This window comes from Pseudomonas sp. MB-090624 (assembly GCF_003205245.1).
Classification (GTDB): domain Bacteria; phylum Pseudomonadota; class Gammaproteobacteria; order Pseudomonadales; family Pseudomonadaceae; genus Aquipseudomonas; species Aquipseudomonas juntendi.
Genome location: NZ_QJRK01000029.1, coordinates 1 through 26,035, shown reverse-complemented (window position 1 = coordinate 26,035; position 26,035 = coordinate 1). Strand labels below are relative to the sequence as shown.

At 37.2% G+C, this 26,035-nt stretch carries 24 protein-coding genes; 10 read left to right on the top strand and 14 right to left on the bottom strand.

All coding sequences use genetic code 11. The features are described from left to right. Positions 1-38 precede the first annotated feature (38 nt). Positions 39-2,624: a hypothetical protein gene (locus DMX12_RS16885; RefSeq protein ID WP_146226845.1), complete on the bottom strand. Its 2,586-nt coding sequence runs from the start codon at positions 2,622-2,624 to the stop codon at positions 39-41. A gap of 215 nt (positions 2,625-2,839) precedes the next feature. Between DMX12_RS16885 and DMX12_RS29105 the strand changes: the two genes are divergently transcribed. Further along, the gene (locus DMX12_RS29105) at positions 2,840-3,226 is read left to right on the top strand and encodes a hypothetical protein (protein ID WP_135007163.1); all 387 of its coding nucleotides are present in this window, start codon (positions 2,840-2,842) and stop codon (positions 3,224-3,226) included. 51 nt (positions 3,227-3,277) lie between these two features. On the opposite strand, the gene DMX12_RS16875 is transcribed toward DMX12_RS29105, so the two are convergent. Both DMX12_RS16875 and DMX12_RS29100 read right to left on the bottom strand, forming a co-directional pair. Then, a complete protein-coding gene (locus DMX12_RS16875; protein ID WP_014860563.1) occupies positions 3,278-4,012 on the bottom strand; it encodes a hypothetical protein in 735 nt (244 codons plus the stop codon). Between the two features lie 418 nt (positions 4,013-4,430). Continuing rightward, on the bottom strand, positions 4,431-4,805 hold the full coding sequence (locus tag DMX12_RS29100) for a hypothetical protein (protein WP_135007164.1): 375 nt from the start codon (positions 4,803-4,805) through the stop codon (positions 4,431-4,433). A gap of 219 nt (positions 4,806-5,024) precedes the next feature. Between DMX12_RS29100 and DMX12_RS29095 the strand changes: the two genes are divergently transcribed. Together DMX12_RS29095 and DMX12_RS16865 are read left to right on the top strand one after the other, a co-directional pair. After that, positions 5,025-7,145 (top strand): hypothetical protein, encoded by a 2,121-nt coding sequence (locus DMX12_RS29095; protein ID WP_177411272.1) that lies wholly within the window; start codon positions 5,025-5,027, stop codon positions 7,143-7,145. A 9-nt stretch (positions 7,146-7,154) separates the two neighbouring features. After that, positions 7,155-7,673, top strand: coding sequence for a hypothetical protein (locus tag DMX12_RS16865; RefSeq protein WP_110678833.1), 519 nt, complete (start codon positions 7,155-7,157; stop codon positions 7,671-7,673). Positions 7,674-7,681: 8 nt separating this feature from the next. On the opposite strand, the gene DMX12_RS16860 is transcribed toward DMX12_RS16865, so the two are convergent. From DMX12_RS16860 to DMX12_RS29090, 4 genes are read right to left on the bottom strand one after another with little or no spacing between them, the layout of a single operon-like run. Then, positions 7,682-8,368, bottom strand: a complete 687-nt coding sequence (locus tag DMX12_RS16860) for a hypothetical protein (RefSeq protein WP_014860565.1) — start codon at positions 8,366-8,368, stop codon at positions 7,682-7,684. Further along, complete coding sequence (locus DMX12_RS29310; protein ID WP_156089068.1) at positions 8,349-8,504, bottom strand: hypothetical protein; 156 nt, start codon at positions 8,502-8,504, stop codon at positions 8,349-8,351. Before DMX12_RS29310 ends, DMX12_RS16860 begins: the two co-directional genes overlap by 20 nt. Further along, entirely contained in the window at positions 8,501-9,331 is an 831-nt protein-coding gene (locus tag DMX12_RS16855) for a hypothetical protein (protein WP_014860566.1), read from the bottom strand. Before DMX12_RS16855 ends, DMX12_RS29310 begins: the two co-directional genes overlap by 4 nt. Then, on the bottom strand, positions 9,328-9,903 hold the full coding sequence (locus tag DMX12_RS29090; RefSeq protein ID WP_128573687.1) for a hypothetical protein: 576 nt from the start codon (positions 9,901-9,903) through the stop codon (positions 9,328-9,330). Before DMX12_RS29090 ends, DMX12_RS16855 begins: the two co-directional genes overlap by 4 nt. Positions 9,904-10,160: 257 nt before the next feature. Between DMX12_RS29090 and DMX12_RS29305 the strand changes: the two genes are divergently transcribed. Further along, positions 10,161-10,337 (top strand): hypothetical protein, encoded by a 177-nt coding sequence (locus tag DMX12_RS29305; protein WP_156089067.1) that lies wholly within the window; start codon positions 10,161-10,163, stop codon positions 10,335-10,337. A 22-nt stretch (positions 10,338-10,359) separates the two neighbouring features. Here DMX12_RS29305 and DMX12_RS16850 read toward each other — a convergent pair whose 3' ends face one another. Genes DMX12_RS16850 through DMX12_RS16845 form a run of 3 tightly spaced genes read right to left on the bottom strand, consistent with a single transcriptional unit; the run spans position 10,360 to position 14,238 of the window. Continuing rightward, positions 10,360-12,954 (bottom strand): relaxase/mobilization nuclease domain-containing protein, encoded by a 2,595-nt coding sequence (locus DMX12_RS16850; protein ID WP_014860568.1) that lies wholly within the window; start codon positions 12,952-12,954, stop codon positions 10,360-10,362. Further along, positions 12,951-13,844 carry a hypothetical protein gene (locus DMX12_RS29085; RefSeq protein WP_014860569.1) on the bottom strand — a complete coding sequence of 298 codons (894 nt, stop codon included), beginning with the start codon at positions 13,842-13,844 and terminating at the stop codon, positions 12,951-12,953. The genes DMX12_RS16850 and DMX12_RS29085 overlap by 4 nt, the downstream gene beginning before the upstream one ends. 7 nt (positions 13,845-13,851) lie before the next feature. Next, on the bottom strand, positions 13,852-14,238 hold the full coding sequence (locus tag DMX12_RS16845) for a hypothetical protein (protein ID WP_110678826.1): 387 nt from the start codon (positions 14,236-14,238) through the stop codon (positions 13,852-13,854). A gap of 642 nt (positions 14,239-14,880) precedes the next feature. Here DMX12_RS16845 and DMX12_RS29080 point away from each other — a divergent pair. From DMX12_RS29080 to DMX12_RS16830, 5 genes are all read left to right on the top strand, one after another. Next, on the top strand, positions 14,881-15,222 hold the full coding sequence (locus tag DMX12_RS29080) for a hypothetical protein (RefSeq protein WP_128573690.1): 342 nt from the start codon (positions 14,881-14,883) through the stop codon (positions 15,220-15,222). Continuing rightward, positions 15,219-18,230, top strand: coding sequence for a hypothetical protein (locus tag DMX12_RS29075; RefSeq protein WP_146226843.1), 3,012 nt, complete (start codon positions 15,219-15,221; stop codon positions 18,228-18,230). The genes DMX12_RS29080 and DMX12_RS29075 overlap by 4 nt, the downstream gene beginning before the upstream one ends. Positions 18,231-18,408: 178 nt before the next feature. Further along, positions 18,409-19,131, top strand: a complete 723-nt coding sequence (locus tag DMX12_RS29070; RefSeq protein ID WP_146226842.1) for a hypothetical protein — start codon at positions 18,409-18,411, stop codon at positions 19,129-19,131. Between the two features lie 66 nt (positions 19,132-19,197). Then, complete coding sequence (locus tag DMX12_RS29065) at positions 19,198-21,492, top strand: SdpI family protein (RefSeq protein WP_146226841.1); 2,295 nt, start codon at positions 19,198-19,200, stop codon at positions 21,490-21,492. 401 nt (positions 21,493-21,893) lie between these two features. Further along, on the top strand, positions 21,894-22,271 hold the full coding sequence (locus DMX12_RS16830; protein WP_110678819.1) for a hypothetical protein: 378 nt from the start codon (positions 21,894-21,896) through the stop codon (positions 22,269-22,271). Here the strand turns inward: DMX12_RS16830 and DMX12_RS16825 are convergent. The 4 genes from DMX12_RS16825 to DMX12_RS29050 form a co-directional block, all read right to left on the bottom strand. Further along, entirely contained in the window at positions 22,268-23,014 is a 747-nt protein-coding gene (locus tag DMX12_RS16825; RefSeq protein WP_146226840.1) for a hypothetical protein, read from the bottom strand. The genes DMX12_RS16830 and DMX12_RS16825 overlap by 4 nt on opposite strands. 184 nt (positions 23,015-23,198) lie before the next feature. Then, on the bottom strand, positions 23,199-23,639 hold the full coding sequence (locus tag DMX12_RS29060) for a hypothetical protein (RefSeq protein ID WP_146226839.1): 441 nt from the start codon (positions 23,637-23,639) through the stop codon (positions 23,199-23,201). Between the two features lie 139 nt (positions 23,640-23,778). Next, on the bottom strand, positions 23,779-24,402 hold the full coding sequence (locus DMX12_RS29055; protein WP_146226838.1) for a hypothetical protein: 624 nt from the start codon (positions 24,400-24,402) through the stop codon (positions 23,779-23,781). Positions 24,403-24,727: 325 nt separating this feature from the next. Next, positions 24,728-25,156, bottom strand: a complete 429-nt coding sequence (locus DMX12_RS29050; protein WP_146226837.1) for a hypothetical protein — start codon at positions 25,154-25,156, stop codon at positions 24,728-24,730. 519 nt (positions 25,157-25,675) lie between these two features. On the opposite strand from DMX12_RS29050, the gene DMX12_RS29045 reads away from it, so the two are divergent. Further along, positions 25,676-25,930 carry a hypothetical protein gene (locus DMX12_RS29045; protein ID WP_146226836.1) on the top strand — a complete coding sequence of 85 codons (255 nt, stop codon included), beginning with the start codon at positions 25,676-25,678 and terminating at the stop codon, positions 25,928-25,930. The last annotated feature ends 105 nt before the right edge of the window (positions 25,931-26,035 follow it).

Genomic DNA, 26,035 nt, shown 5'->3' with positions numbered 1-26,035 from the left:
GAAAAGCAAAAAGACCGTTGAGGTCTTTTGCTGTTTATTTATTTCTTTCTCATAGTGAATAGGTGCAGCAACAAACCAACAAATGGGACAGACCATTTCACTACAAACATTGATATGTTCAATGCGTGTTCAGCAATTGATGGTGTTTCATCTAGTCCAAACATTTCTTTCATAATTGTTTGATAGCAAATAATTGATGTAGCTAAAATAGCTTGGGTAACTACACCAATGGTTGCCACAAAGTTAAAGATAAATGCTATTGAATCCATTAGTGTATGGGTTTGTGTTTTCATTAACTGTGTTGAGGTGTATGCTAACCCTTCACCTTCAAATACCATCACCATGCAATATAAACCGTATAAAATAACTGGTGTAAATACTATGTAACCGAATGAATTGAAAAGCTTGTTGAGGTGATGTGCAAAGTTATCTCTATCATCCAATCTTGCCATTTTCACCAGCGTCAATGCACCATTCATCAAATGGACCTGAAATTGTGCTGCATAGTTAAATGCTAAGAAGATGAATATTAATTTCGGCAATGCGAAGTATATTAAGCCCATTAAGCTAGTCAAGCCAACAATCAATCCGGGCATTGTCATTGATGACATTAGTTTTACGAATTTGCTTGTTAACCAGTTAACCTTACCTGTGCCTTTACCTGAGTAACCAATATCAGTTTTTTTAGATTGGTCCTTGTTCATTTCCATTACGTTATCAATGCCTGTGGCAACGGTTCCGCTCATAAACATTGTTGTGCCAATGGATACCCCTTTTACAAACATCTTCTGAACGCCAGCTTTCACCTTCATTGGGTCCGGCTTATCCGTATCCATACCCACATAAGCTTTAAGAGTCTCAATAGGGGATGTGAACATGTTCACAATTGACTCTATTCCAGTTGCTTTTTCATCGTAGGAATCAGCCATAGCTCTTAGATAGGCTTCTTGTGATACCTGACCTTGTGTAACTTTGACTGATACAGTTTTGAAAAGTCTTTCAATATATGGGTCAAAATCATCATTCATGGCTGGGCTATATTTGTACCAGTCATCACCCTTACGGCTTTCAGTATCAATGTAATGGTCGAACCCGACAGATTCTGCGATAAATGAATTTGTGATGTAATCGCTATATTCAGCTTGCAAGCTGTTTGCATAGACACATTTATCAGTATAGAGAATTGCACCTCTCAAACCGCCAACTCTAGCTTTCTTACAGTATTCTGCTGTGTCTTCATTGACCGTAATGTCTTTCGTGGCTCCTACAATTGACACAAGGTATTCATAACCACGGTCTATTAAGTCCTTATATTTCTTGTCTACTTCTGCTTCAACAGTAGGGTAAGGTCTAATTCCGTATGAAATGTATTTGCTGCCGTTTTGACCTATGCAACGGTTTATCATATTAGGTTCAAAGAATTTCTTGGCAGCAATGTTTTTTATAAACGTTTCGTTGAGGAATTTCGTTTCGGTGTTCAGTGGTGTTTGCGTACAGAATAACTCTTCAACAAGCCTTGTAATCTCGTTTACGGCTGGTTGTTCCTTTTTCATGTAGGTTTCTACAAGGTAAGGCATCGAGCTTAAAACGCCCGATATGATGGCTCTGTTGATAGCTTCAGGGTTCTTCCTGATTTCTTCACCATGGATGGACACCATGCCGTCAATCATGGCTTTGGCCTTAGCAGGAATCTCGCTAGGCTGTGTTGAAATGTAGGTGGTAGGTGAGCCAGCAATTAGGCTATCTGCGTCTCTACTGGTGATACCAGCTCTGTTGAATGTGACCTTACCTGAGTAGCTGAGTAGGCTACGGGCCTTGACCTGTTTCTGAGCTTCGTCTTTGACGGTGTAACGCTTCAATTCAATCTTGTCACCAGTACGGAAGATATATGGTTCTGAGTCGCTATGCTCAACTGGAAGCACGTATTGACCGCCTTGCATGATAGCTTCGTGGTATTCAAGCTTGGCTGTGCGATTGTCCCTGAGCTTACCTTTTATGGTCATGTTATTGAGTGCCCAGCTAGACCAATAAACGCTGGAATATTGTCTTGTGTCTTGGCTTAATGGCGTGCTTTCAGTTTCTCCTTGCTGCTCTCCAGCAGATATGGTGCTAATGGTGAAAGCAAAGTTCTCTTGACCAATTTTATAAGACGTTCCATAAAAATACCTGTTGAAGAAAGAGTTTCCATCCATTCCAATAGGAATTATAAAGACAAATAGTAGAGCAAATTTACAATAGTTCCAGCCTAGAATCTTGAATGAATACCTTTCCTCTGTCTGTTCTAGGTGTTGTAGTGACATTCTGGATAATTCAAATAATGTTTGAAATACAGAATAAATCAGGTATAGAGCAATCATCCACAACGCAACGTCTGTGATGGTGGTTTGTAATTTTTTGAAGATGAAAGACAAATACTGGTTGTATATTGATAATGCTTCATCTTTTTTATATAAAGCTGGAATGCCGGTTTTGGCTTCGTTGGTATCGTTAATCAAATCAACGGTGAAGTCTGGGTTGGTCATGTAAAGCGATTGATATTCTGAGTTCTCAGAACATATCTGGCTGTTGTAACCCATAACCTTTTGACCATCAGCTTTCATGCCACACTGATAGTTAGGGTTCATGGTTCCACGGTCACAGCCACTTAAAAGTAATAGAAATGATGTGGCGATTAATATTCGGAAAATCTTCATTGAATGAATTGAAGTTATTACTTATTATTATAATACTACATTTAAAAATTACAAGGATGATAACCAATAATTAACCGTTGGTATTGATATTTGTTAAAGTTATGAAAAAATAGAAGGAGGGATATTATAATACTGGAGATAAAATAATGGCTGCAAATAGTAAGTATATATGTGATGTAAGTCAGAGCTTAAAGGTTCTAGATTCACTTCATGACAATAATCACACCAGATATGATTACAGCGTTGCTTCAAAGAAACCAGCATACCAACAGATAGTTGGACGTATGATGATTAAAGAATTCATTGAAAGCAAAAAGATAACTGACGTTAAGGAAAGTCAGTTCAGATACGAGCTAGGCAAGATTAAAAAAAGAATGTTGGCTGAAAACATTGAATTGACAAATTTACTGACAATAGGTCGTATTCAAAAGAACATGAAGACAAACGACAGGGTTTATCTATTCAACGTCGAAGTTTTGAAAATGCTGTATAGAATGCTGAAAGCAAAGGGTAGAAGAAAAAAGAAATCATGAATTCCAGATACAAAAAAGCCCCCAGAGTAGGGGGCTTCGTGCATTCAGAGATTAAGCGGTTGGCTTAATTTCTTTGCAGTCGTAATCCTCAAACATCTTGACGCCGCCAGTTTCCATAGCTTTCACGATGGAAGCCCGAGCTGCTTTAATCTTTTCGCCTGTGGAAGTAACAAATTCTGCTGGTTCAAGAACAGACTTTTTACCATCAGCAGATGGGACAAGCTTGAAGCCCAAGAATTCAAAAGCTTCTTTGTCCTGATCCAACCCTGCAGGGCCAGCACGCAGGATGAAATCAATGCTCTTACCGTCTTTCGTGATTTTGTAAACCTTCGGTGGACGATCACCTTTTGGAGCTTGAACCCCATCTGCAGACTTGTTGCGGCCTCGGGTGCCTTTGGTATTACCCGATTGTTCAACAGCGATGTGAGCCGACTTCATTGCTTCCAGAGCTGCTTCATATTTCAGCTCAGAAAATTCAGCACTGTACGCTTGCAGAATGTCAGAGAAGGTGAATTTGTTCTTGTAGTCATTCAGAGCTTTTTCGTGGTTCTGGCGGTTGTGCTGAATGTCGTTCAGCTTTTTAGACAGTGCCAAAACCTGTTTTACATCACCAACTTTGGAAGCTTCGGTAATTTGCTTCAACGTCTCTTCGTATTCGCTAGCAATTGCTGTGGTATTGAATACGTCAAGAACTCGTTCAGCAACGTTGATACCCTGCTGATTGTAAAGACCAGTCTTGAGGGCTTCATCGTATTCAGCTTTTTGACTTTTGACTTCAGTAGTCATGCGAAACTCCAATTGTCTTGATGATGATGGTTTATCAAGGCTTATGTATTGTGCCTTGTTGGATAGGATAATAGATTATTGGATTACCTCCAGCAAGCATTATTTTTGCAAAAACTATAGATTTATGATGATTCGATGTGATAGGTGAACGAAAAGGCTATCTATTCATTCATGATAGGTGAGCTGATTGGTTCTTGTGGCTAGTCATGTGTTAGGGGAGGGGGTATACTTCGCGGCTTCTTGCTTAACATACAGATTTATTGATGATGATTTAGGCCCTAATTGGGCCTTTTTTTTCTGGTGTTTTTATCTCTTTTGCCTGTGGTGCATCTTACTTCTGTCTTGTAGATAGAGCGTAAACGAGTTTTCAAACGTTCCAGACATGGCAAGTTCCCATACGGGCTGTTTAATGAGCAATTTAATAAAATAGAGCGGCGGCGATTGCTATAACTAATAATGTGAAAACTATTTTGACGGATTTTTTAACTCTTGGTTTGTCATAGTCATGAGTTGTCGTTGTAATACGTACACAGTTATTAGCATCTGGCTCGTCTTTTTCTATGATTTCTTCAAAATTATCCGTTATCGCTTGCTTGTCAATACACCATTCGCATATCAGATTTTTGTTCTGCTCGAGCGTACTAATGTCATCTAAGCCAAGCTCTTCAAGACATTGATTGCATAGTCGCTCTTTGACTGGTAGCGGTAAAGGTGAAACATCATTAATTGGTTTAGGCTCTATACTTGAATCATTTGAATCTGTTGTTTTATCTGGTGGTGTATTTATGTTCATTATAATTCCTCTCTTTGATAATGGTTGATTTTGATGAGTGAATAATCACGGCATCTAAAGTTAATCATTTCATAAAAATATAATTTATCAAGTATTATAATCCTGCATTCAAAAAATATCCCTGAAATTCCATCTGTATATTATTGAATTAATCTAAAAATATATTATAATGCTTGTATTAACATCTATAAGGAAACTATGGGTATAAATAATAAGAACATGTTGGTTGCTGGTGACTTCTATGAGCAGAGTATAAATCTAATACCAGACGTAACATTTGAAGAAAGCAAGATTGAGCAGTCAATAGCTAGATATAAAGGCTTCACTGAGCAAATATCAGCAATAAATCCATCTTTCACATTCGACTATTCCCGTCACCCAGCACTTACCATCATGGATGGTGAGAACGTGCTAGCCATTGCTGTTAGCCCTGAGTTGAGACATTCACACCTAGGCACTTATGCCTGTGCTTCTGCTATCTTCAATTCAGCATTTGCTGATAAGAAAACGTTTGACGATGTTGCAAAGTCATTGTCTTTGATGGGCGGTGATATTCAACAATTTTCAGTGCGTAAAGATTTAGGTGATGAGAATATAGCGGTAGCAAATAACATGTTTACTGCTGTGAAGAATGGCACGCAAAATTCTCAGAAATTCAATTTTCTTAATGAGCTATATATTGAGCCTGATGTGTTGATGAGAAATCACTTGAGAATTCGTGATGAAGAAACAGAAGCATACCTAGCAAGAACCAAAGCGATTGCTGAAAATATCAGTTATGGTGGTGAGCCAAATCTTGCTGAGGCTGAATTGAAGCGTGAGCATGACAAAGCCATAGCTGAGAATAAAGAAGCTACTAGGGAAATGGTTCAGAATACCGACCCAGATTTAGCTGAGGAATTAAACGCTAATTTGGCACAGGCTAAATCACATTTAGTAGACATGACTAATAAGGTGAAGAAGCATCTTGAAGAAAGAAATGAAGTAGGTAAAGAAGATGTGTATTGGTTAGACAAGGCTATCAAAGAAAATAAAATGCTTAAAAAGGTTTCTGATAAGCCAGTCTTTGGTGATGGATTCCCTTACATTCGTGATTATGTCGTAGCAGATGCGAACATGAATGAATTGTTTAGGGTGAAAACTGGTTTAGATAGTCGAGTCGTAATGACTCATAATGGATTGATGAACCCTGCCGCTAGAGCGATTGCACAGGAATACGCTATTAGAAAAGGATTTGACCCAATCCACATTAGATTACCTAAGCTAGATAGTCACCAGTTTTCAAATACTGAACTTGTGACATTCATGAAAAATTCAGTTATTGAGTTCCATGAAAATTTCAATGTGCCATTCGACAAAATAGCCGTACCTAAGCAATACCAGAAGCTTTTTGATGAGCACGTTGCTGAATACCTCAAGAACAAGACTGAGATTGGCTTTGCTGGAACATCTGGGCCTGAGATTCCTGTTAGCGTTGGTTCTCCTGCAATGGATGATGCCTTATCTGACAAGAAGGACGATCCAGCTCCTGCAGAGCCTGCTCAAGCTCCTAGTCAACCTAGCAAGCCAGATGTAGCACCAGAAGCCCCTGAACCTGCACCAAAAGCCGTAGAGCTACCAGATGTGCCTGTACAGCCTGCTCCTGTCGTATCAGAGCCACCATCACCTTCTGAACCAGCTCCAGTAGTGGATGCTTCAGAGCCAGCTAAGCAATCTCCTGATGCTAGTCCGGTTCCTGTTGGTCAGTCGGAACCTAAGCAGGCTCTGGATGCTGAGCCTAAGAAAGAACCCTTAGCGATTGCTGTATCTAGTGGAATGTTCATGCTCCCAAGCAAGAAGAATGAAGGTAAATTCATTCTATGGGGTAAAGAGAATGTAGTGGATAACTTATCTCCAAAAGACATACAAACTGGGATATCAAGATTATGTGAGCATCACAATGTTAAACCTTGGGATTTGATAGGTTTCTGGAAAACAAATAACAAGGTGTCTCCTACACCAGCGAAAACTGGTGATTTCCTTGAAGCTAAGGAATTGGTCAAGCTTATGTTGCCTGAGCCTGAAAAAGAATATGTTGTGAATAGCCCTGACCAGTTCGATAGTAAATCACTTGCTGATAAAGAAAAGGCCATAGCACATGCTTTGGATACACCAAACGTTCTTGATACCCCAGCTCAAAAGGAAAGAGAAGCCATTTTCAACGGTACAGTTGGTCATCCATCAGAATTGGATTTAGATGCTGCTTTAGCAGGTCTGAAAGGTATTGAGAAAGAATCAAATAACAAACCAAAATTGTTTAATGACCAAAAGGTTGAAGACAACAAGAAATTAAAATTTTAAGGAGAATTTATGAGAAAAGTATTTGCAAGTGCATTGGTTCAAAAGATTGAATATACGTTAGGTGAAAAAAATAAAGCCATGATTGAATCATGGCATGAAGCTAACAATGATTTTGAGTTTGAAGGTAAGGTTTTTAAGCCATTTAGTGAGTTTTACCTTTCCATGTTGCTATTGGAGCTTCCAAAAGAAATATATTGGTTGATAGAGGATTCTACAAAGACAAAATATTGCAAGGAGCGTGCATATAAATACGGATTGAATGAAGATGAATACAAGGCAGTATATGATAGCTTTGGAATTGATTTACAATTTGAGTTTAACTATGATAACAGGAATGGCGTTAATAGGGCGATTAGGTTAAATGATTACTTGAGTAACTTTATTGCGAATATCCTAACGTCTGATACCTTCATTGAAAAAAAGGTTGAGACAATCAAAATAGAAGTTCTGACCCTAAATCATGCTTTCTATCAAGCATTCATAGAAAGGACAAAGAAATATGATGACTTCACAAAGAATCCGCTCTAAGCGGATTTTTATTTGAAATTCAATGATGATTTAGAACTTGATTCATCTTCAGAGTCACTTAGGAAATCATCTTCTGGTGGTGTGTCTGGAATAATTTTTAATTTCTTGTACTCATCAAATATAGCTACCTCAACCAGTTTTAGCTTTGCAACGACAGTTGGATAGCTTTTATTCTTTCTTGTTTGCCATTCATTTGTGAAATATAGGTCAATGTCTTCCATAGAATTTGCGATGATATTTTTAGCTTTCATTGATTTAATCATTAGGAATGATTCGTCTTTGAAGTTCTCCATTGAATACAGTACGAATTTGGCTTTTTCTCTTTCAAAAATGCAGGTTGCTTGATGGTGAATAGTCTCTGCCAACATTATGTCATGCTCATGGGTAGCTTCTTTGATTTCGTCATGCTTTGCAGCAATGATGAATCTGATATTCATAAGCTCCGAGTCAAAAAGTAAATTGTAGAATTTCTTTTCAAAGGTATTGGCATTGTGCCTGTTCAAGTCGATTTTAGTTGAGTAGTAAATCATTTCATCAATGTCAAAAACCTCTTTGTCTTTCGACATGAGGATTCCAACATTGTTATTTACAACGTCGCCAAAATCATCATCATCTTCAATTTCAGGTTCGGGAACCTGAGTATTATTCGCCTTAGATGTGATAAGCTCTTTAAGTTTACTTAGAAGTCTCTTCATCTAATTTCCTTGTTATTAAACGCTTAATCCCCTTGCGTAACTCAATTTTCTTTTGGTCTGGTGATTGGTAGTTTCCACTCTTTTTGAGCTTTGCAGCAGCGTCATTGTAAAATTCTTCATTGTTTTCAGTAATCATATTTTCTCCTTATTTATATAATTTGCATCTATGTCGTACTCAATGATTTCAATAATATCCTGTTCAGTGATTCTTATTGATTCCATTATGTTGTTTGTGAAAATTGGTATGATTTCAGCTTCTTTCTTGAAAGTTTTACCATCAGCTCTGTTGGTATTTATTATTATTCTATCATGCTTAAAATCAATTGATACCCTAAAGCCATTGGTGTATCTCTGTGAGATATTCAAGAAGTTAAATTTGAAGACATAATAAGCCAGATATTTAATTGTCTCTAATGTGGTTCGCTTCTTATCAACAAAACGTTGTAAGCCAATGTTCATAGTGTAAAGTAGGGGGATTCCATTGTTAGCTAGCTGTAACTGCTCTGATTTACATTCATCAATCACTTTTTTGTATTTTTCCGCTGTTGCTGGATTTAGCAAATAGCTCAAATCGGCACCAATGAAGCCATAGGTTGGCTCTGTGCTCAAAACGTCATAACCCGCTTTTAATTGAGCGTTAATCATACGATTATGAATAACCACATGTTTATTTAGGATATTGATTAACTCTTCTATCTGTTTGAACCTAGCATTAGGTTTCTCTTTGATATTCAATCTGGCTTCGAGCTTTTTGTAGATTAGCTTTCTTATATATTTAGCCAAATCTTCATGTATGAAGCGGTGGTGTGATTCCAATGTCATGTTTTTAACAAATGAATCAAGAGATTTAGTGAAATCTTGATTTGCACCCAGTCTACTTACGATTGAAGCGGCATCGGTAAGCTTTGCTGAGCTAGCCCTAAATTCAGCAAGCTCTGTTGCTATGAGGTCTTTTTTACTCATGGCACCCTCACATCAGGCTTAATATCGTCCTGATTACTTGGGGTAGGGTCTATTGGCTTAGGTGTTCGTTTCAATGCTGCTTTTTGAATTTGGGATATTTCGTCGCCATATTTTTCAATGAACTGCTTACGCAACCCAGACGTTAATAGTAAATAGTCGTCTTGTGTTTCTTTAACAGGTTTTTTCTGTAATCTAGCCAATTCATAAACAGATATTGTGTGAATTTCTGATTTAATATTGTTCTCGTCATATTCACTATTAGCGTAAAGGAATGTAGCTATTCTGAGCTTTTTGGATGTTCGCTCTTTAAGCTGGTCACGCTTCGTTTCATACGATAGGTTTTTGTATTCTTGAATATCCTTCATTGCTTTTTCATAGATTTTTTCAGTCAAGCCTGTCAATTTAATTAAATCATTGCGTTGAAGGTTTGATTCAAAAATCAAGTTATTTAAGCTTTCAATCATTCCTAGCTGAACTGTTCTATACAGATGATTTAAATAGTGGTCCGCAGGCTTTGGAGCTGTCGCAATAGCTTTTTTGATTATTTTGTCGTATTTTCTTTCAATGCCCATAATAATAAAATAATGTTGTTCAATTATTATAATACTAGGTTAAATTATTTTGTAAAGACTATTGACTTATTATTGTTTAATGATTTAATTAATCATGTAACCTTAATGCTGTTTGATAGGTTTACTTTTATAGTTTATAACTCATTGCCAATACACGGATGTATCATAAAAGCCAACTAGGGATAGTTGGTTTTTATTGTACGCTTGAAAATGAATTTGACTATGGTAGATTGTTACTATCAACCATAGGAAAAAATATGAGCAATCAAAAACATAAGTTTAAAGAATTTACTGAGAAAGACTTACAGGAATGTATAATAGCTATGGAGAAATTTGTCTTTGACGACGATTATCCACAAGGATTGAAATTTGAAGAACCTTGCACGTCTGAAACGATGAATCAGCAATTATGGGATGACAACCCAGTAGAATAAAAGAAACCCCTGATGGGGTTTTTTACTTTTTCTTTTTCGCATCTTCTTTTGCTTTTTCCAATGCTGCTTGCCTCCTGATTTCTTCCTGTCTCAATTTTTCGTCATAACCAGTTCTTTCGTTGAAATCCCTCACAATGTCATTGACGGTAGGGTTAGCTACTGGCTGTGCTGCATGTGGGTTTGATGGTGCTGCTGGTTGAGCCTCAACCACTGGAGCTGTTGATTGAGCTGGTACCTGCTGAACTGGAGGTGTGACCACCTTGATAGGTTTAGCAGGGCCGTAGGCTTCCAGATGCTGCTTTGCCTTAGCTAGATGCTGTGGGCACTCATGCAGGGTGGTTTTGAGGATGAGCTGATACATTTCCTTCAAGTCATCGTCCGTGGCCTTGTTTTGACCCTTTCTAGGCGGGTTGAGCACCATCATAGGATTGAGGCCAGCTTTCAACAGGTCTACGAATGCAAACGCTACTGGGGTTCGGTCGATGCTACCCCACTGGTTAGACGCTACCTTAATGTCAAACGGCTTGCGTTGGGCCTTGTAGTCGTTGATAGCTTCAAGGTTCTTGGCTCTGGCCTGCTCGATCTTAGGCTGAACCTTCTCCTTCAACCATGCAATGTCTGCTGGGGTAGGGGTGTAACCCTCGACCTTCAAGCCTAGCAACGAGCCTTCACGCCATAAGTTTCGAGCTGCAATGTCACTACCAGCACTGGTGATTCTGAAACCTGTGTACCCTGAGTCTAGGTAGAGCTGGGCAACGGCTCGGGCTGTCATAACGTCTGTGCTGCTGACCGACGTTTTCAGGTTGTTAGCATCGTTCTGAGTAATACGGAATGTCTCAACGTTGTTTCTGTAAAAACGGTGGTCCCTGAATGTGAATCTAGTTTTCAATGCAATTTGAAATTTACCGCCATTGTCTTGCATGTAAGCTAGAAGGGAAGGGTAGTCATTAACCCTTTTTCTTTTCCTGAAAAGTGGACGCATGTTACCCATTGCATCAATAATCATGGCTTCATTACCAATCATGATTATTTCTTCTTCTTTTCCAGTCTTAACGTTGGTAACGAGAATTTTGCTGTATTTCTCTTTAAGGGCAACAGCCTGTTCTGGGTTAGGTTTTATCTTCCTTCTGTCCATACCATATTTGCCAAGGGAAATAGAGTGGTTAACATCTAAAAGCACAAGGCCATAACCTTGAACCTCTCCATTATTCACATGGCAATTGAGGCCGTATCCACTGCGATTCAATACCTTGTCAATCTCGTTTAAAGGTTTGTCTCTGTTCTGCTCAAGAATGATTCTGGCTTTGTGGAACTCACTACGAACATCAACAGTAGGGTTTTTGGTTCTTACAGTTGCCAATCCATTGATAATAGATGCCTGCTCAGTGCTATTTTGAAGCTCCTTCTTAGTAATTCCCAAGGTTGAGAATTTCACTGATTCATTAATGTCTTCAAGATAGAGTGAGTAACCTTGAACGAAACCTGCCTTAGTCATGGTGACTTCTAAACCAAAACCAGCTTTGTGCAATATCGAATCTAAATCATCCAGCGTTGAGCTTCTGTGAGTTTTGATGAGATTGATTGCAGTGTGAAGCTTCTGACCTAGATTGTATCTCGGGTGCTTCTCGTCAAGCTCTTTCAATTCAAGATATCGAGATAAACCAATCTGAATTTCTTTTGACAGACCTTTACTATTAATTTGCTTCTTACCTTTCTGCTTTATCATGACCTTTTGTAGTTTGTTCTTGAAATGTCTAGGGTCAAGAATGATGTTGTGTTCAGCAAGATTGGCTTTTGTTTCTAAATAGTTAAGAGTATTTTTAGAAAAACAGGAATTAAGTAATTGTTCGGTGTTTTGACGTTCTTCCTTGTTAGGGAATTCATTTTTTTCACGCTTAGCAGTGACTACCTGTTTTAGATATTTTCCATACTTAGGGTGAGATTCCATCCTTGCTATAAAGTCTTGGAACCTTTGATAATTGTTATGTAAGCTCAATCGTTTTCCATCAAAATCATATGAGGAAATCATGAACTGTTCATGTGGGTTATCTGTGTCAAATTGAATTACACCAAAGTATTTATGATTTAATGTTTGGCAACCTGTAAAGTCCTTGTAGAATTCATGTTGCATTTCAGATATTAAAGCAGCTTTTTCAGGTCTTGATAATCCAGCCATTTCATCGGGGTGGAATGCCATTACCAATTCATAAGCATAGAATGACCTCAAGGCTTTGGCTCTTTCTTCTTCTGTTATGCCACTCATGTTTTTAATGGCATTGAAGTTTTTAAGTTCCTGTGGTGTTGCGTGTTTCAAGAAATGTTGCATGAACTCATCATCAATACTTTTAGCTTGTTTATCGACCTCTGCTGCATGTGCTGGGGTGCCAGCAAGCATAGTTGGATTAGTGAAGCTACAGTTTGTCTTAATGTATGTAGCTCTGTCTTTAACACTTTGAATTTTGTCCTTGTCTTTCTTCTTTGCTTCCAACAGATATTTGACAGACTTGTAAACTGAATTGAGTTTGAAATGTATTGAGCGGCTATTGTTTTTAACCTCCACTGATACACCATCTATCATTCTTCTTACTAACGAACCATCGTATTCATTCATTATCATTGGGCTACCTCATTTTTATATTTCTCCAATTTCCTATTGAGTGTTATGAGGTATTCATAAATCTCTGTAAGTCCAGTTTTGTATTTGAACTTGTTTGCGTTAAATTCTGATAGCCTTTCATCGAATTCAAAAATGAAATCCATTAGAAATTTAATGTGTGTTCTATTGTAGGTTTCAATTATGAAATGTGTGTTGTGGATTAATACTTGCTCCAGCACTCTCCTATTTTCACCAGAGTTTTGTTTGCCTGATAAGCCACCAAAATATCTATGGTCAGTTTCAATGTTAAGTCTATAAGCTATATTTCTATGAGTCGGTAGATTAGCTGTTATATCCCCATTGCGGAAAAGCTCCCTGATTGATTCGATTTCAGGTGAATCATCGTCAATGTGAGATTTGTCTATCTTTAGAATGTTCTCTATATTTTCTGTCAATGATGTAAGCTGAGCATGAAATAATTCGGACAATTTTTTACTATTGTTCGTTGAGTATTTTTTAGCAAGTGCAATGACCTCTTCCCTTGTTTCGGGAATCTTATCTTTGGTAGCTAGATTTATATAGAATTCATAAAGCTGTTCACATTGCGTCTTGTAACCCGTCATGTGTGAATTGATGCTACTAACCTGCTTATCACTTTCGCTTTTGGTGAAAGATTTATTTTCAAAGATATGTTCTACGACTGCTGATTTTGTAGTTAATCCATTACGCCTGTTTCTGTACTTGTAAAGTATCTTGATGATGGCTGCTTCATAATCTGGATTTATTTTAGCTTCACGTTTCTTGCGGTTCGGATTATTAACGTACTTAGGTTTAGCAGGAAACCCACTATCAAATTCTGATGGTGAGCTGCTGTCTAAGTCGATTGTTGGTTGTAGGTTCTGGTCAATCATTTCATCCTCATACTGATTGTTTAATCATGTCTTCTACGGCTTTAAGTGAAAGCTTGTTGTGTTTCTTCAAGACCTTCTTAATCTGCGTCCAAACGTGGATTTCACTGAGCCTAGCTGTTGCTGATTTGATGTAGCTAATCTCTTCTGTGATAGCCTTCTGCTTAGCTTCTAGGGCCGTGATTTGTGCTTCTATTGCTGGTAATGCTTCGTGGTCGTTTCTGGCCTTATAACCGGCCATGCTGAGCGTGTTGATGGATGCTTCTGACTCTCCTAGCTCCTTGTTTAATGCAACACCTTTATCAGTAAAGGTTTTGATAGCCTTAGATACTTCATGTTCAGTTTTTGCTGAGTATGAAAGAATCAAATCATTCAATTCTTGCTCTCTTGTTTTCATCTTAATTTTCTCCTGTGTTGTTTATCGAAGGAAGTATTTTAATACTGCCCTATGAATAAATTAACACACAATAATACTAAATCAATGATTCGCTCATAATTACAATCATTGCATTAGTCATTATTGTTAGGAGTAGGTTAAATTAGGTTGATTATTCAACCAATCAAGTGAAACGCGATAGACACTGGTTTGTTGTAGACAAAACCATATATCTTGCTTAATTGCTTTCTCGCTTCTCTAATAGTGTTTTCTCTATAAATGTCTACAAGGCTTTTTTCAGGATTGTCTACAACGTGGGTGAATTCACAATTCAATTTTGTCTACAACAGGATATCAATGCTTTCTCATTTCTAGCTGGAATGTTTTTCCTCCTGCTGGAAATATAATTCATATCAAAATTAATTCACCATATATGAGCTTGTATATTGATTTAATATATTATAGTGCTATATTTATTAGTAATAACATCATTTATCAAAATGAATAGATTAAGTGGTCTGTATGTTCCTGTTTTCATTTTGCTCATTACTTATTCGTTAACGTGTGGTAATTCGGCACAAGCTGAGCAGGCTCCTATATCAAATGTTCTCTCTATTCTCTTGTATGGTGATGTGCCAACAACCAACAAGAATGAGGGAAGCAATGAACGAAAATAAATCACAAACAAGCATGACTGATGATGTGTCAATACCATCGTTGGTGAATGCGATAAAACAAAATAGAGAATTGGTAAAGCATGTAATGATTTGGCATTGCATGTTCCCATCTGTTATCTCAATTGGCCTCTGGGCTATAACATACGGGCATTCAAATGCACTTAGAGAATTTCTTGTGTTTTTCGCTAGTCAAATCGTCTTTGGGGTATTGAGCTTTTCAGGGATTAACTTCAGTAAAAAATTGAAAGAAGAATTTCTTGAAAATGAACCAAAGGAGAATCAGCCGGAATGGTTCAATGAAGGTGTAAGCAACAGGGAGGAAATATGAAATGGATGAAATCGTTTCTACTATTAGTCGTTTTATCAACGGCTAATTTTGCATATGCTGACAAAATCAGCATGTGTGAAATTGCAAAACAAGCTGCTGAAGGTACGTTGATGGATTTTGACCCTGAGCAGGTTGATGTAAACGTTATCTGTAATGAAGATATTCAAATTAATAAATTAAAGATGATGGACCCGGATGCCTTCGATACATCAATTGCAAAATGGCAATTAAAGATGAGGGGGTATACTGACGAAACAAAATTTCGTGGATTCAATTTAAGTCGAATTACTGACGTTGGGTTAGTTCCTCTAGTTTGGCTTATCATCTTATTCTTTGCTTCAATAAGAACTGGATTACATTTGAGAAGTGTTGCCGCTGCTGTAACTGCTAGAAACCAGAAAATGCAGCTATTAAGTTTCTCATCATACGTTGTTGTTTTGCTAATCGGTTTTCTTCTTTTGACAGTCTATAGAGACGTTAGAGCCACGGTAGCTATTCAAGGCACGGTACCCGCAAACGGTGTTCACAACGTGACACTTCTTTCTATGGCCTCACAAGCACAGCTCAACGCTGATGTTTCAACAGTAGAGTCACTTAATGCCTACGTGCGTAATATGGACGAAAGCTCTAAGAATTTACTAAGAAACGCATTCAAAGAAGAGAATACAAAATACAATTGCTTGAGAATGAATGCCAATAATTTGGCCCGTAGTGATTATCTATCCTTCAAAAATACAACATCTACGATGGGTGAGATTTTCAATAACTTTGAAAATAACCTAAAGTATAAATTGGTACCTGAAAAAGACCAAGGCAATACATATCAATATAATGCTGAATGGAATCATGATTTCGATGATTACATTGAAGATAAGTATTGCTCACAATCAACAGGTTTCCAAATAAATGCTCCTAGTTTCCCTTTGAGTTTGAGTGATGTTGATAATGATGAGCTAGGGCAAAAAATCATTAATCAAGCTATCAAAGACGCTCAGGAGTTCATGACTCCCGAAAGGATTACACAGACCTTAAATAAATTTGAAACTGAAGCATATAACGCTGTAAAAAATTCAACCATCAAAACCCAGATGAAGACTTCTGATGATTTGGTTAAGACAATACAGTCTAATGTAGATTCAGGTTTGAAGAATGTAGAAGAAATAATTTCTAAGGAGAAGATAAACGCTGCTCAAAATGGGTATTACATCAACGCTTATGTTGCTGCATATACAGCCGCTATCAAAGGTGTTAACAACAACCAAAATGCAATAGAAGCTAAGTTTACATTTGCAAGAAGACATGCTGTCTTTGCCAAAGCTTGGAACTGTTCAAATAGAAAAGCAATATCTACTGAGACTGTCAATCTTGTTACTAAGTTGAATGGTAAATCTGGTGAGAATTTTGCGAACGTCTCTGATGATATTGTGAAAATGAACTGGCAATGCCTCACATTGCAAAAAGGTAAAATTCTATATCTCGGTACTGATGACGCTACCAAAACGAACGAATTGCAAGTCAGAGCTTTGGCATCTGCTGCTGCATTAGTGATGTTTGATAGTAGAGTGCAAGAGGGCGTTGATAGAGGGGCAAACAGCTTCAAACCAAAGGTTGATGTGTACCGTAATGAAATCTTGTCCTATGGCTTGTATGGCCGTGCTGCGTTGGGTCAAGCTGCTGAGCCTTTCACTATGCTTACTCGCCAAAAAAATAAGCTCAATTACTCAATAAAGAATAGTATGGAGGTTTCATATTCAGGTGAAATGAGTAATGAAAACTACCTTGACATGGTAATGTTAATGGGTGCTGAGAAAGATGCGAAAGAATTAGAACAAAACCCATATTACAGAAATATATTGTCCAATATGAACGCAATGTATTTAGAATCATTAATAGACGTTAATAAAGGTCGTGATAATTTATCTTTTGAATCAGCAAAGATAAAGGAAAATGATTCTGGATTTATGGAAAAGGCTAAGAGTTTCATTGAAGGTTTCTTTGACTATAACGTTTCAATGAAGCATAACCTTGGCATGAATCCTAACAAGTCGTTCTCTGCTGGATACGCTGAATGTAAAGCCAATAGAGCATTGTGTGATTCAAGATACAGCGGGACATTGAATGACATAGTGGCAGGTTCTGGTCAAGATATGTTTAGTGCTGCTTTCAAATTCTACATTGTCCTTGAATTGATGGAAGTCGCTAAGATGGTTGGCGACATGGGTTCATTAGTAGATATCGGCTTTGGCGGTAAGGGTGGGTTGTCTGGATTAATGTCAACAGCATTATCCTTTGTTGGTAAAGGTGCTGCTATATTTGTGACCTTGCTTTACTCATTGTTGGTTGGATTCAGAGGATTGATTGACCTAGCAATGACAGTGGGCTTCATAACTGGTTGGATAATACCAATGTTCACTGTCATCATTGGCTACATGCACACAATCAATACCTTGTTTGCATTCCACATCGGTTTCATTATCTTTCTTTACAAGCTTACCAAAGCGTATAAAGACGATAACGTATTGCTCTTGATAGATGCGGGTAAGGTATTTGTGGGAATCACATTGGTTCAAATATTCTCCACTGCCGGTTTGGCATTTGTAATCTGGGCTACGTCTGTAATGACGATAGGTCATGAATTGAGAGCATTGTTAGGCATTACATCCGACATAATGCTTATAGGTTCATTAGCTGGAACGATTTCAATTCAGGTGGTTGGTTTGATTCTCTACTACCACATTTATAGCTTGTCTTCAAAAGCTGGTGCAATTGGTGAGCAAGTTTCCGGTTCAAGCATGAACTTGTCTGATACCCATAGTCAAAACAAAGATGTTGAAGGTTTCATCTTGGGTGCTTCTACTCGATTAACTGCTGTAAATATCTCGGAATCAGTCAAGAATAGAGTAGCTGAACATCAGAAGAAGAGAAAAGAAAAAGAAGCAAAAGCAATTGCTGATAGTCGTGAAGCTGGTAGAGAAGCTGCTAAGTCTTCACAGACCGAAGGTATATGATTATTCCGGCATTAATAAAAACTCCCAATAGGGGGTTTTTGTTTTCTTGCGTATTTTAATATTCGTTGTAAAATGTTATTAACCAACAATATTACTATGTATGAAATTCAACATACTTGACTTTAATCTAAATTTCTATTTAGGGGAAAAACTAAGCAGCTACAAAAATGAAGACATAATGAAAAAACAAGAAGCGGATTTAGATAAGCCCGAAATGCAACATTTGATTGATTCTATGGATGCAAAGATTCAGTCAATTAATTGTTTTTTCACCTTCTTTGTCATTAATGAGCATAAGCTGATTGTAGATAAGCTTCACCACAACGAGACTTTCAGAATGGCCTATTCTGGCTATTGTGATGACGAAACAAAAAAAATATTGTTTCCGGGTTATCAAAACAAAGAGTTTTATGAGTTTTGTAAGTTTGTTACTGAGCATAATCTTTGGGCTGATGAAACTGATATTAAGAACAGGATAATACAATCGAGAGGATTTATTTCACGAAACTTTGTCAATTTTTCACGTAAAGCTGTTCATGTAGTTAGTAGGGGTAAGTATTGCAAACCATATGATAAATCTGTATTCAAACCTATTCGCGGATACAGAAATATCATAGAGGAACTTAACAAAGCTGGAAGACAAGACTTGATTGATGTATGCATACATAATTCAAAGTCACAACTAAAAGAGTCAATATTTCCAATGGTTTTAAGAACCATAGCAGATATCGGACCTGAGCATTTAATGAATATTGGTGCTGAGAACTCAATAAAGCTTGCAATGGATATATACTATAAAGATAGATATAGATTCGGATTTACTAAAAGGCTTGTTAGGGTTTATATACCTAAAATGGTTGGGGTTGCGTTAGTCTTTTCAAGGTTGTTTAAAGGCAAATAATTGTTGAGTTAGCTTTACTTTTTTTAATGTAGCATTATAATATTTTATAATAACATCGCTAACATTATGAAAAAGCTATTATTGCTACTGGTTTTTTTTACTTCAATTGTAGTTGCCGACAATCAAATTGATTCGCAAGCTAATTGCACACAGCTTGCTGATGGCGACAAAATGTCATTAGGGAACTGTTTCAACGCTCAGAAAGATGCTCAATCTGCTTTTAGAATTGGTGCTAAGTTCATTGAGAAACAGGGATGGGACAATGCCGCTTATCTCTTAAGTCCAGTAGCTGACATTAATACTGATGGAATTCCTGAAACCTCAAATAACCAAATCCCAAAAAACGTTTCTGCTTACATAACTCTAACCGTTATTAAGTGGTTCGGTTATTCAATGATTGCTATTTTCGTTTGGGGCTTGTTGACCCAATCTAGAACTGGTGAAGTGTTCAGTATGCAAAACCTTTATCTCTTCGCTTGGTTATTTATTGGCGGTGGGGGAATGATTTATTTCTTCTGGATTATAGCTATGACATTAGGTGCCTTGGGAATTTCTATCCTCCTAATTTTCTTGGCGGTCGTTGTTCCTATCATTGCTGGATTGCAGGTGAAAGACGTTAAGCCTATCAATAATGAGCTTATGGTTTCATCCCAAGCAAAGGCTGAGGAAATTATTGATGATTTGAATAAGGTTAACGTAACCGATTTCAGAAACAGGAAAGTCATTCTTTTTAATAATTCCAACGAATCTGACCATCGTGGATTAAAAATTGAAGATAGGGATTTCATAAATTGCCTTCGTAAATCCAACGTTCAAGATGCTGGTGACGCTGCAATGTTTACCCAATTGGATATTTTAAATACGTCATATTGTGCTACTACGGTATACGGATATGAAGAATATCAGGTTGGGTATATATCAAATGGATTTGTGACTGATGAAACAACAGAGATTATGGAAAAGCTCAAAAGCATTTCTGATAGAGAAAGGCGTGGGTATTCTTATCTTGTTGAACGTAACAACTGTTCCTACGCTTATCAGTTCAATCAAGGTAGGTCAAAAGAATCATATGCAGCTTGTATGGATATGGACGTTGACGGTAATGTCAAATTCTCACAAGAAAGATATTTAAAAGTCGTATCTGATACCCCTATGTCTGGTGATGCCTTAAAAGAAATTAGACAAGCTTTGGTGAACCAGCTTGCGGTTGACATATATACAGCAGCATTGAAAGCTTCAGCTAAGGTGACTCCAAATAAATTCACCAGCGGCATAGGTGGTGTATGGGATATGGTCAACGCTAACAATGAATACAAGATGAATTACCGTGCTGCAGGTTTAGAGGTCATCAGTGCCATCACAGTGAATACCGAGGTTCGTGTTAGAAAAACCATGATTCAGTCTGCTCTAGACTATTCCGCCGATTTCTTCAAATCATCTACGGTTGTTAAGTCTGATGAAGGGGCGAACAATGATTATGACCTTCAAGGCTATGCTACGTCTTTAGGGGTCAGTGGTGAGCCTGTCAATATCTTCAATTCTATTAACGTTGTAACTGGAGGTGCTGCTTCGCTCACAGGCTTCAATTACACTGACTGTTTGAACAAATCGAATTGTGCAATCGGTTCAATGGATATCGCAGGTAGACTTACTGATGCAACCGTTTCGGTAGTCGCTCCAGCTTTCTCTGGTTACTTGATACTTACAGTGGCTTCATCCGTGGGCAAGTCTGAAAATAACAAAATTGTTGGAACCAATAAAGGTGTTGGTTCAATTGAAAAACCAGCAAAAATGGGTGCAAGTATTCTCTATGGTATTGCATTAGTAATCGGGTTCTTCTACCTAAAATTCTGCTATGAATTATTCGGTAGACAGCTTTTTAAAATCCTTGATTGGCTATTCATGGTTTTAATTATCGTCTTCACCATGTTATTTGCCATTTTCGGTTTGGTAATTTCGGTTATTATGAAAAGAAAAATTGATATGAGCTATTTCGACTTCATCAGAGTTGGTGGTACCCATGATATAGCGTGGAGGCCATTAATTATGGGCGTATCATGGGTAGGCATTTTGCTCGTAATGTATGTGATGATGGGTATTTGCTCAATTTTGATTTATACAAACTTGCAAGAATACGTCTCTATGTATTCAATGAATAGCTATAGTGCTGATTATTTGATGCAGGGCGTATTCCATGCATTGTATGTATTTTTATTCATCTATACTGCAAGTACATCAGTCAAGGTCGTGATGGATACATTTGACAGAGAAGAAAATTCCATGTTCTCTGGCACGCAAAACGCTTTAACATCAGTAGATTCTGTATTTAGTAAGATAAAAGGTTTGGCTAGTGCCAAGTAATCAAAGCCAGCATTATGCTGGTTTTGCTTTTTTATTTATGATTAAAAAAGTGAATAAAGGGGGTTGATGGTTCTCTAATGTCATTAATTTACAATTTGCATTTTTCAAATCTAGTATTATAATAATTAACAACAACCTATTATTTTACTATGAAAAACAATCAAGATAATCTACAAAAATTAATTGTTGCTTCTGCATTTGTCGTTTTCCTTAGCCTAAACCTTACATTTGGATTGCCAGTTGCAGCTTTAATAACATCTTCATATCTAGCTGGCCTAATGGGTATTTTCCTTAAATTCAATTGGAAAATCATCAGGAATGGAACGCCTTTAACAGAATATTTCCAGAAGCTCACATTAGGCTTAAGGAAAAGATTTGGTAAATCTGTGTGAGAGGTCGATATGTTTAGTATCGTTCTTAAATCACCAGTAGCTGATGTTAAATTCAAAATTGAAGTGAATGACTCAGTATCAAAATTTTTCAGGGAAGTGATATTGGCTGAGCATTACTTATACAGCCATGCATTGCAGCACCTTCAGTCAGTTAATCAAGGTAAAGATTGGAAAGCTCAAATTGAATATGCGGTAAATGTGGATTGTGAAAAGCTTTCTGGTTTTGTTTATCGTTCAGATAGATTCAGCCGTAATTTTGAAATGTTGGATACTGACCAGTTCAAGCTTTATTACATACCTATCTCAAATACCTTTTATTTGATGAATTTTAGCGATAGTAGCTATCGCTTTGACTTTATAGATATTGAGCAGTCAATGACTGCTTAAATATATCTATTCAAGTCATCATCATCAATTTCTTCATATTCATCATCTTTGTCATTATCATCTGGCAAAGCACCATCAAGGTAATCTTGGTCTTCATGGTTGCTTTCATCTGAATCTTCATAGCCCCAGTCATCAGCTTCAAAAGCATCTGGTTCGACGGTTTCAAGCTCGATCCCAGTTTCGACAACGGTTTGTTCAAGGGTATGCTCGGGAACGTCAGAAATGGCCTCTGGTTGAGCCATGAGGGGTTTGTCTAAGCCAAGCAAGGCATAACGCTCAGATTCCTCAAATGGCCTTTTATAAAGCGTTTGGTGCTGAAAGCACCTGCGGGTTTCAACCGCATTGAAGAAGGTACCGGGCTTACCAGCGTATTTGGTGAACTCCCCAAGCTCTTCAGTGCCATCCATACGCTTGCTGTTAGGGTCAAAGTCAATGAGCATGGCCTGAGCCACTGATACAGCTTCACAAGCTGTCATCTGAGTGATGTGGAGGATATCCACGCCAACAAGCTTAGGGTAATAGTGATTCGAGATAGCCAGTGCCAAATCGTCTCTGTCATACCTCTGGATAGCCTTCAAGAATGGATATTCTTTGAGATATGCTTTTGCGATTTGCCCCGATTGTTTATGTTTGAATTCCCCTTGTCTGATTAATGAGTCGAGTATGTCGCTGGTAAATTCAGCCCTTTTTGATTCAAGGTTTTTGAAATCTGATTTTATTAAGATTGAATCAGCTTCAACCATTCTGATTATTAAGTAAAACTGTTTTGCTGATATTTGGTTGTTGTTACCTTTCCACATAATTTTATTAGATGTTGTTTCAATTATTATAATGCTAGGTTTAAATCATTGCAAATTGCAGACGCAAAAAAACTAGCTCTAAGCTAGTCAATTTGTTATACCTGAAATATTATTTGATATGAATGGTTTAATTTGAATCTGACATTATTAGGTTTGATACAACTAATGCATCAATAACATGCTTTTCCAAGCCTTGATTCTTAACATTGTTGTATATCTTAGAATATGTAATTGTTGCTCTTAATGAATCGCGGTTCATTTCTTCACTGCCATGCTTTAATTTGTGGCATAAAGAAACGAATTTGAATTCAGGCAAGCTAACTGAGCATTGTAAGAATTTAACCGCTGAAACAGTAGATTTGTCTGCATCCCAAGCATCAGATAAAGAAACTGATGCTAGCCCGTTTGATTCCATACCTAAAAAATCATTGGTTTTGTCTTTTATAACTGCTGAGGTTATTTCATGATTGTTTGAAAATACTGTTGCTGCTGAAAATGTTGCTGCTGATAGTGCCGCTATAGCTAATGATGCGATTGCTATTTTTGTTTTTAATTTGGATGTTGTCATTTTTGGACCTATAAATGTTGTTTGGTTAATAATACAATTAGCATAATAAAATTATTTATCAACCCCCTTTATTCACTTTTTTTGAATATTTTTTCAAATAACAGAAAAACCAGCGTGGGCTGGTTCTGTTTTTTCGATGTTACTTCACTATTCGTAATGTAGGCTTTGTATCTTTCACCAGATATTGCGTTTTTTCTTTTCGTAAAACTTCCATGTACTGGTCAACGCTTGTCGCGTATAAATCTAAAACCTCATTAGGTAAGTTCTTAAATTTTTCCTTACCATTCAAAAAATCATCAATTGCATTGACTGTTTCCGGCTTACCAAATTTTTCGTGATATTCCTTAATAAATCTAACGATTGTGCAACCTTTAGCAGCTACTACTGGATTAGATGATTCTGGGTCCAATGTTTCGCTTTTCTTCAGAAGATGATTCTTAAGAGTTGATTCGACACGGGACATGATAAACTGTCCTTTCAAACCCAGTGCTTTTTGGATGTAGGATTTTCCATCAGTGGTATTACCTAGACCAACAGCCAAAAGCTTAGCTGGTGTAATGCTTTGCTTGTTCAACTCAATGAGTGTCACGTTTAGTTTCAAGTCTGATAGAGCTTGTGCGTAATCTGGTGATTCAGCTTTTACTTGATTACCTGCTTCATCAAGTGCCGTAAATTTGTGAATATTATTTTTGAAGCTATTGTGTATTATGTATCCCAATTCATAGAGATAATCGGGTGTGTTTTTGATGTGTTTTAAGTTCATAATAATTTGCGTTGTTGTTTATTACATATTACCTCTTTGATTTTTTAAATCAAATATTTGAAATAGATTTTATTGCGGATATATTGAATGTATCAATAATGGATATCCGGCGTGAAATTGTTTTATAGGTTTTGTTTAATCGCAATGTTTGTAGGGCTATTTTTAGCTTACGTGAAATGTGTGTCTGTTGGCGGGTGGTCATCCCTTTTCAATAGCGACTTGTTAATGCTTTGTTTCGTATACGCCTTTAAAACTCAGTGGCTGTCCATTTTTGCAGCGTCTTTGTGTTTCTCAGGGTGCTTGTATGGGTTTAACAAAAGAAGGGCTAATAGCCCCTTTTCTTGATGTGATTATGAATCATCCTAACGTGTTCGATAGGCATAGATTTTGTAATGCGTATCGGGCACTCATTTTCTAACCCAGCAAATATTTCTTCAAGCTTTTGCACTGCTGCCACTTGAAAACCTTTTCTTGTTGTATTTCCCAATAACTCAGTTTCGGTTGGTGGTTGTCCACAAATCAAATTGTATTTGTAATTTTTTGTTGGGAGTAATTCACTATGTCTTCTAGAAAAAGTTTTTGAATATTCACCAATGCAAGAATTTGCTATCCAGAACAATGGTGATTTTTTTGTAATAGACAAATAATTGCTGTTGAGTGAGTTTTCATCTATTCCAGCGGCATAGATTTCTCTTCGTATCATTTCCCTAATTTCATTTAGAGCTGTTTTTTTATCTTCGTATCGAATAGTCATATCGTCCTTTCTCATGTCAGTTAATAGTACAATTATCACAACTCAAATTATTATCAACCCCCTTTATTCTTTTTTTTGATAATTTCCTTTCAATCGCTTTAAACATTCAGATGGTTTTGGTTTTGTTATTTAGTGATTATGGGGAGTGGTTGGACGAATTTATCAACCCCCTTTATTCGCATTTTAAGGTTATGTAAAAAATGATTGGTACAAAACAAAATAATATGGATATAGGAAAGTAATATAATATATACCAGTACTAGTAATGTAAGGGGTGTTCAGTCAAGCCCTTATATTTCAAGGCTTGTAGGCAATTTGAAAATTGGTAAGGAGTGTCGTACTCGGCGTTAAGGAGTGTTCAACTCGGCGTTAAGGAGTGTTGAACTCGCAATGGATTTTTAGGGAACAGCAATTATTTATTAATTGGTCCATTACTATTAATTTTAAAAAAAGTGAATAAAGGGGGTTGATAAACATTTCCTATATGGTATTTGTATATTATAACAAGAGGAAATTAATATGGAGAACATTCAAACTCATCAGCTCAGTGCTTTCACTACTGAATACAACAAGGCTAAAGTTAAAGTCCGTGAAACACTTTGGTCAAAAGCTTTAATGACTTCACCTCTATTTTCGTCAAGCTCAAATCTTTCTGATGTTAGCGTTGAATCTGATTTAGCTAATGCATTGATTCAGGCAGAACAAATTAAAGATATTTATAATTTCAAAGAGGTTACATTCAGCAAGAATGCTGAATCGCCCCTGGTTTCGTAGACACCTCCAAGCCTCATAATGAGGCCCAAATAGGAGGTGCCATGAGTCGTCAGCGTTACCCCGAAGAATTCAAGATCGAAGCGGTCAAGCAAGTGACCGAGAAAG

What these genes read in the sequence shown, in the direction of transcription:
- DMX12_RS16885 (WP_146226845.1), bottom strand. Translation starts at nt 2,624, where the DNA reads ATGAACCCTAACTATCAGTGTGGCATGAAAGCTGATGGTCAAAAGGTT.
- DMX12_RS29105 (WP_135007163.1), top strand. Translation starts at nt 2,840, where the DNA reads ATGGCTGCAAATAGTAAGTATATATGTGATGTAAGTCAGAGCTTAAAG.
- DMX12_RS16875 (WP_014860563.1), bottom strand. Translation starts at nt 4,012, where the DNA reads ATGACTACTGAAGTCAAAAGTCAAAAAGCTGAATACGATGAAGCCCTC.
- DMX12_RS29100 (WP_135007164.1), bottom strand. Translation starts at nt 4,805, where the DNA reads ATGAACATAAATACACCACCAGATAAAACAACAGATTCAAATGATTCA.
- DMX12_RS29095 (WP_177411272.1), top strand. Translation starts at nt 5,025, where the DNA reads ATGTTGGTTGCTGGTGACTTCTATGAGCAGAGTATAAATCTAATACCA.
- DMX12_RS16865 (WP_110678833.1), top strand. Translation starts at nt 7,155, where the DNA reads ATGAGAAAAGTATTTGCAAGTGCATTGGTTCAAAAGATTGAATATACG.
- DMX12_RS16860 (WP_014860565.1), bottom strand. Translation starts at nt 8,368, where the DNA reads ATGAAGAGACTTCTAAGTAAACTTAAAGAGCTTATCACATCTAAGGCG.
- DMX12_RS29310 (WP_156089068.1), bottom strand. Translation starts at nt 8,504, where the DNA reads ATGATTACTGAAAACAATGAAGAATTTTACAATGACGCTGCTGCAAAG.
- DMX12_RS16855 (WP_014860566.1), bottom strand. Translation starts at nt 9,331, where the DNA reads ATGAGTAAAAAAGACCTCATAGCAACAGAGCTTGCTGAATTTAGGGCT.
- DMX12_RS29090 (WP_128573687.1), bottom strand. Translation starts at nt 9,903, where the DNA reads ATGGGCATTGAAAGAAAATACGACAAAATAATCAAAAAAGCTATTGCG.
- DMX12_RS29305 (WP_156089067.1), top strand. Translation starts at nt 10,161, where the DNA reads ATGAGCAATCAAAAACATAAGTTTAAAGAATTTACTGAGAAAGACTTA.
- DMX12_RS16850 (WP_014860568.1), bottom strand. Translation starts at nt 12,954, where the DNA reads ATGATAATGAATGAATACGATGGTTCGTTAGTAAGAAGAATGATAGAT.
- DMX12_RS29085 (WP_014860569.1), bottom strand. Translation starts at nt 13,844, where the DNA reads ATGATTGACCAGAACCTACAACCAACAATCGACTTAGACAGCAGCTCA.
- DMX12_RS16845 (WP_110678826.1), bottom strand. Translation starts at nt 14,238, where the DNA reads ATGAAAACAAGAGAGCAAGAATTGAATGATTTGATTCTTTCATACTCA.
- DMX12_RS29080 (WP_128573690.1), top strand. Translation starts at nt 14,881, where the DNA reads ATGAACGAAAATAAATCACAAACAAGCATGACTGATGATGTGTCAATA.
- DMX12_RS29075 (WP_146226843.1), top strand. Translation starts at nt 15,219, where the DNA reads ATGAAATGGATGAAATCGTTTCTACTATTAGTCGTTTTATCAACGGCT.
- DMX12_RS29070 (WP_146226842.1), top strand. Translation starts at nt 18,409, where the DNA reads ATGAAAAAACAAGAAGCGGATTTAGATAAGCCCGAAATGCAACATTTG.
- DMX12_RS29065 (WP_146226841.1), top strand. Translation starts at nt 19,198, where the DNA reads ATGAAAAAGCTATTATTGCTACTGGTTTTTTTTACTTCAATTGTAGTT.
- DMX12_RS16830 (WP_110678819.1), top strand. Translation starts at nt 21,894, where the DNA reads ATGTTTAGTATCGTTCTTAAATCACCAGTAGCTGATGTTAAATTCAAA.
- DMX12_RS16825 (WP_146226840.1), bottom strand. Translation starts at nt 23,014, where the DNA reads ATGGTTGAAGCTGATTCAATCTTAATAAAATCAGATTTCAAAAACCTT.
- DMX12_RS29060 (WP_146226839.1), bottom strand. Translation starts at nt 23,639, where the DNA reads ATGACAACATCCAAATTAAAAACAAAAATAGCAATCGCATCATTAGCT.
- DMX12_RS29055 (WP_146226838.1), bottom strand. Translation starts at nt 24,402, where the DNA reads ATGAACTTAAAACACATCAAAAACACACCCGATTATCTCTATGAATTG.
- DMX12_RS29050 (WP_146226837.1), bottom strand. Translation starts at nt 25,156, where the DNA reads ATGACTATTCGATACGAAGATAAAAAAACAGCTCTAAATGAAATTAGG.
- DMX12_RS29045 (WP_146226836.1), top strand. Translation starts at nt 25,676, where the DNA reads ATGGAGAACATTCAAACTCATCAGCTCAGTGCTTTCACTACTGAATAC.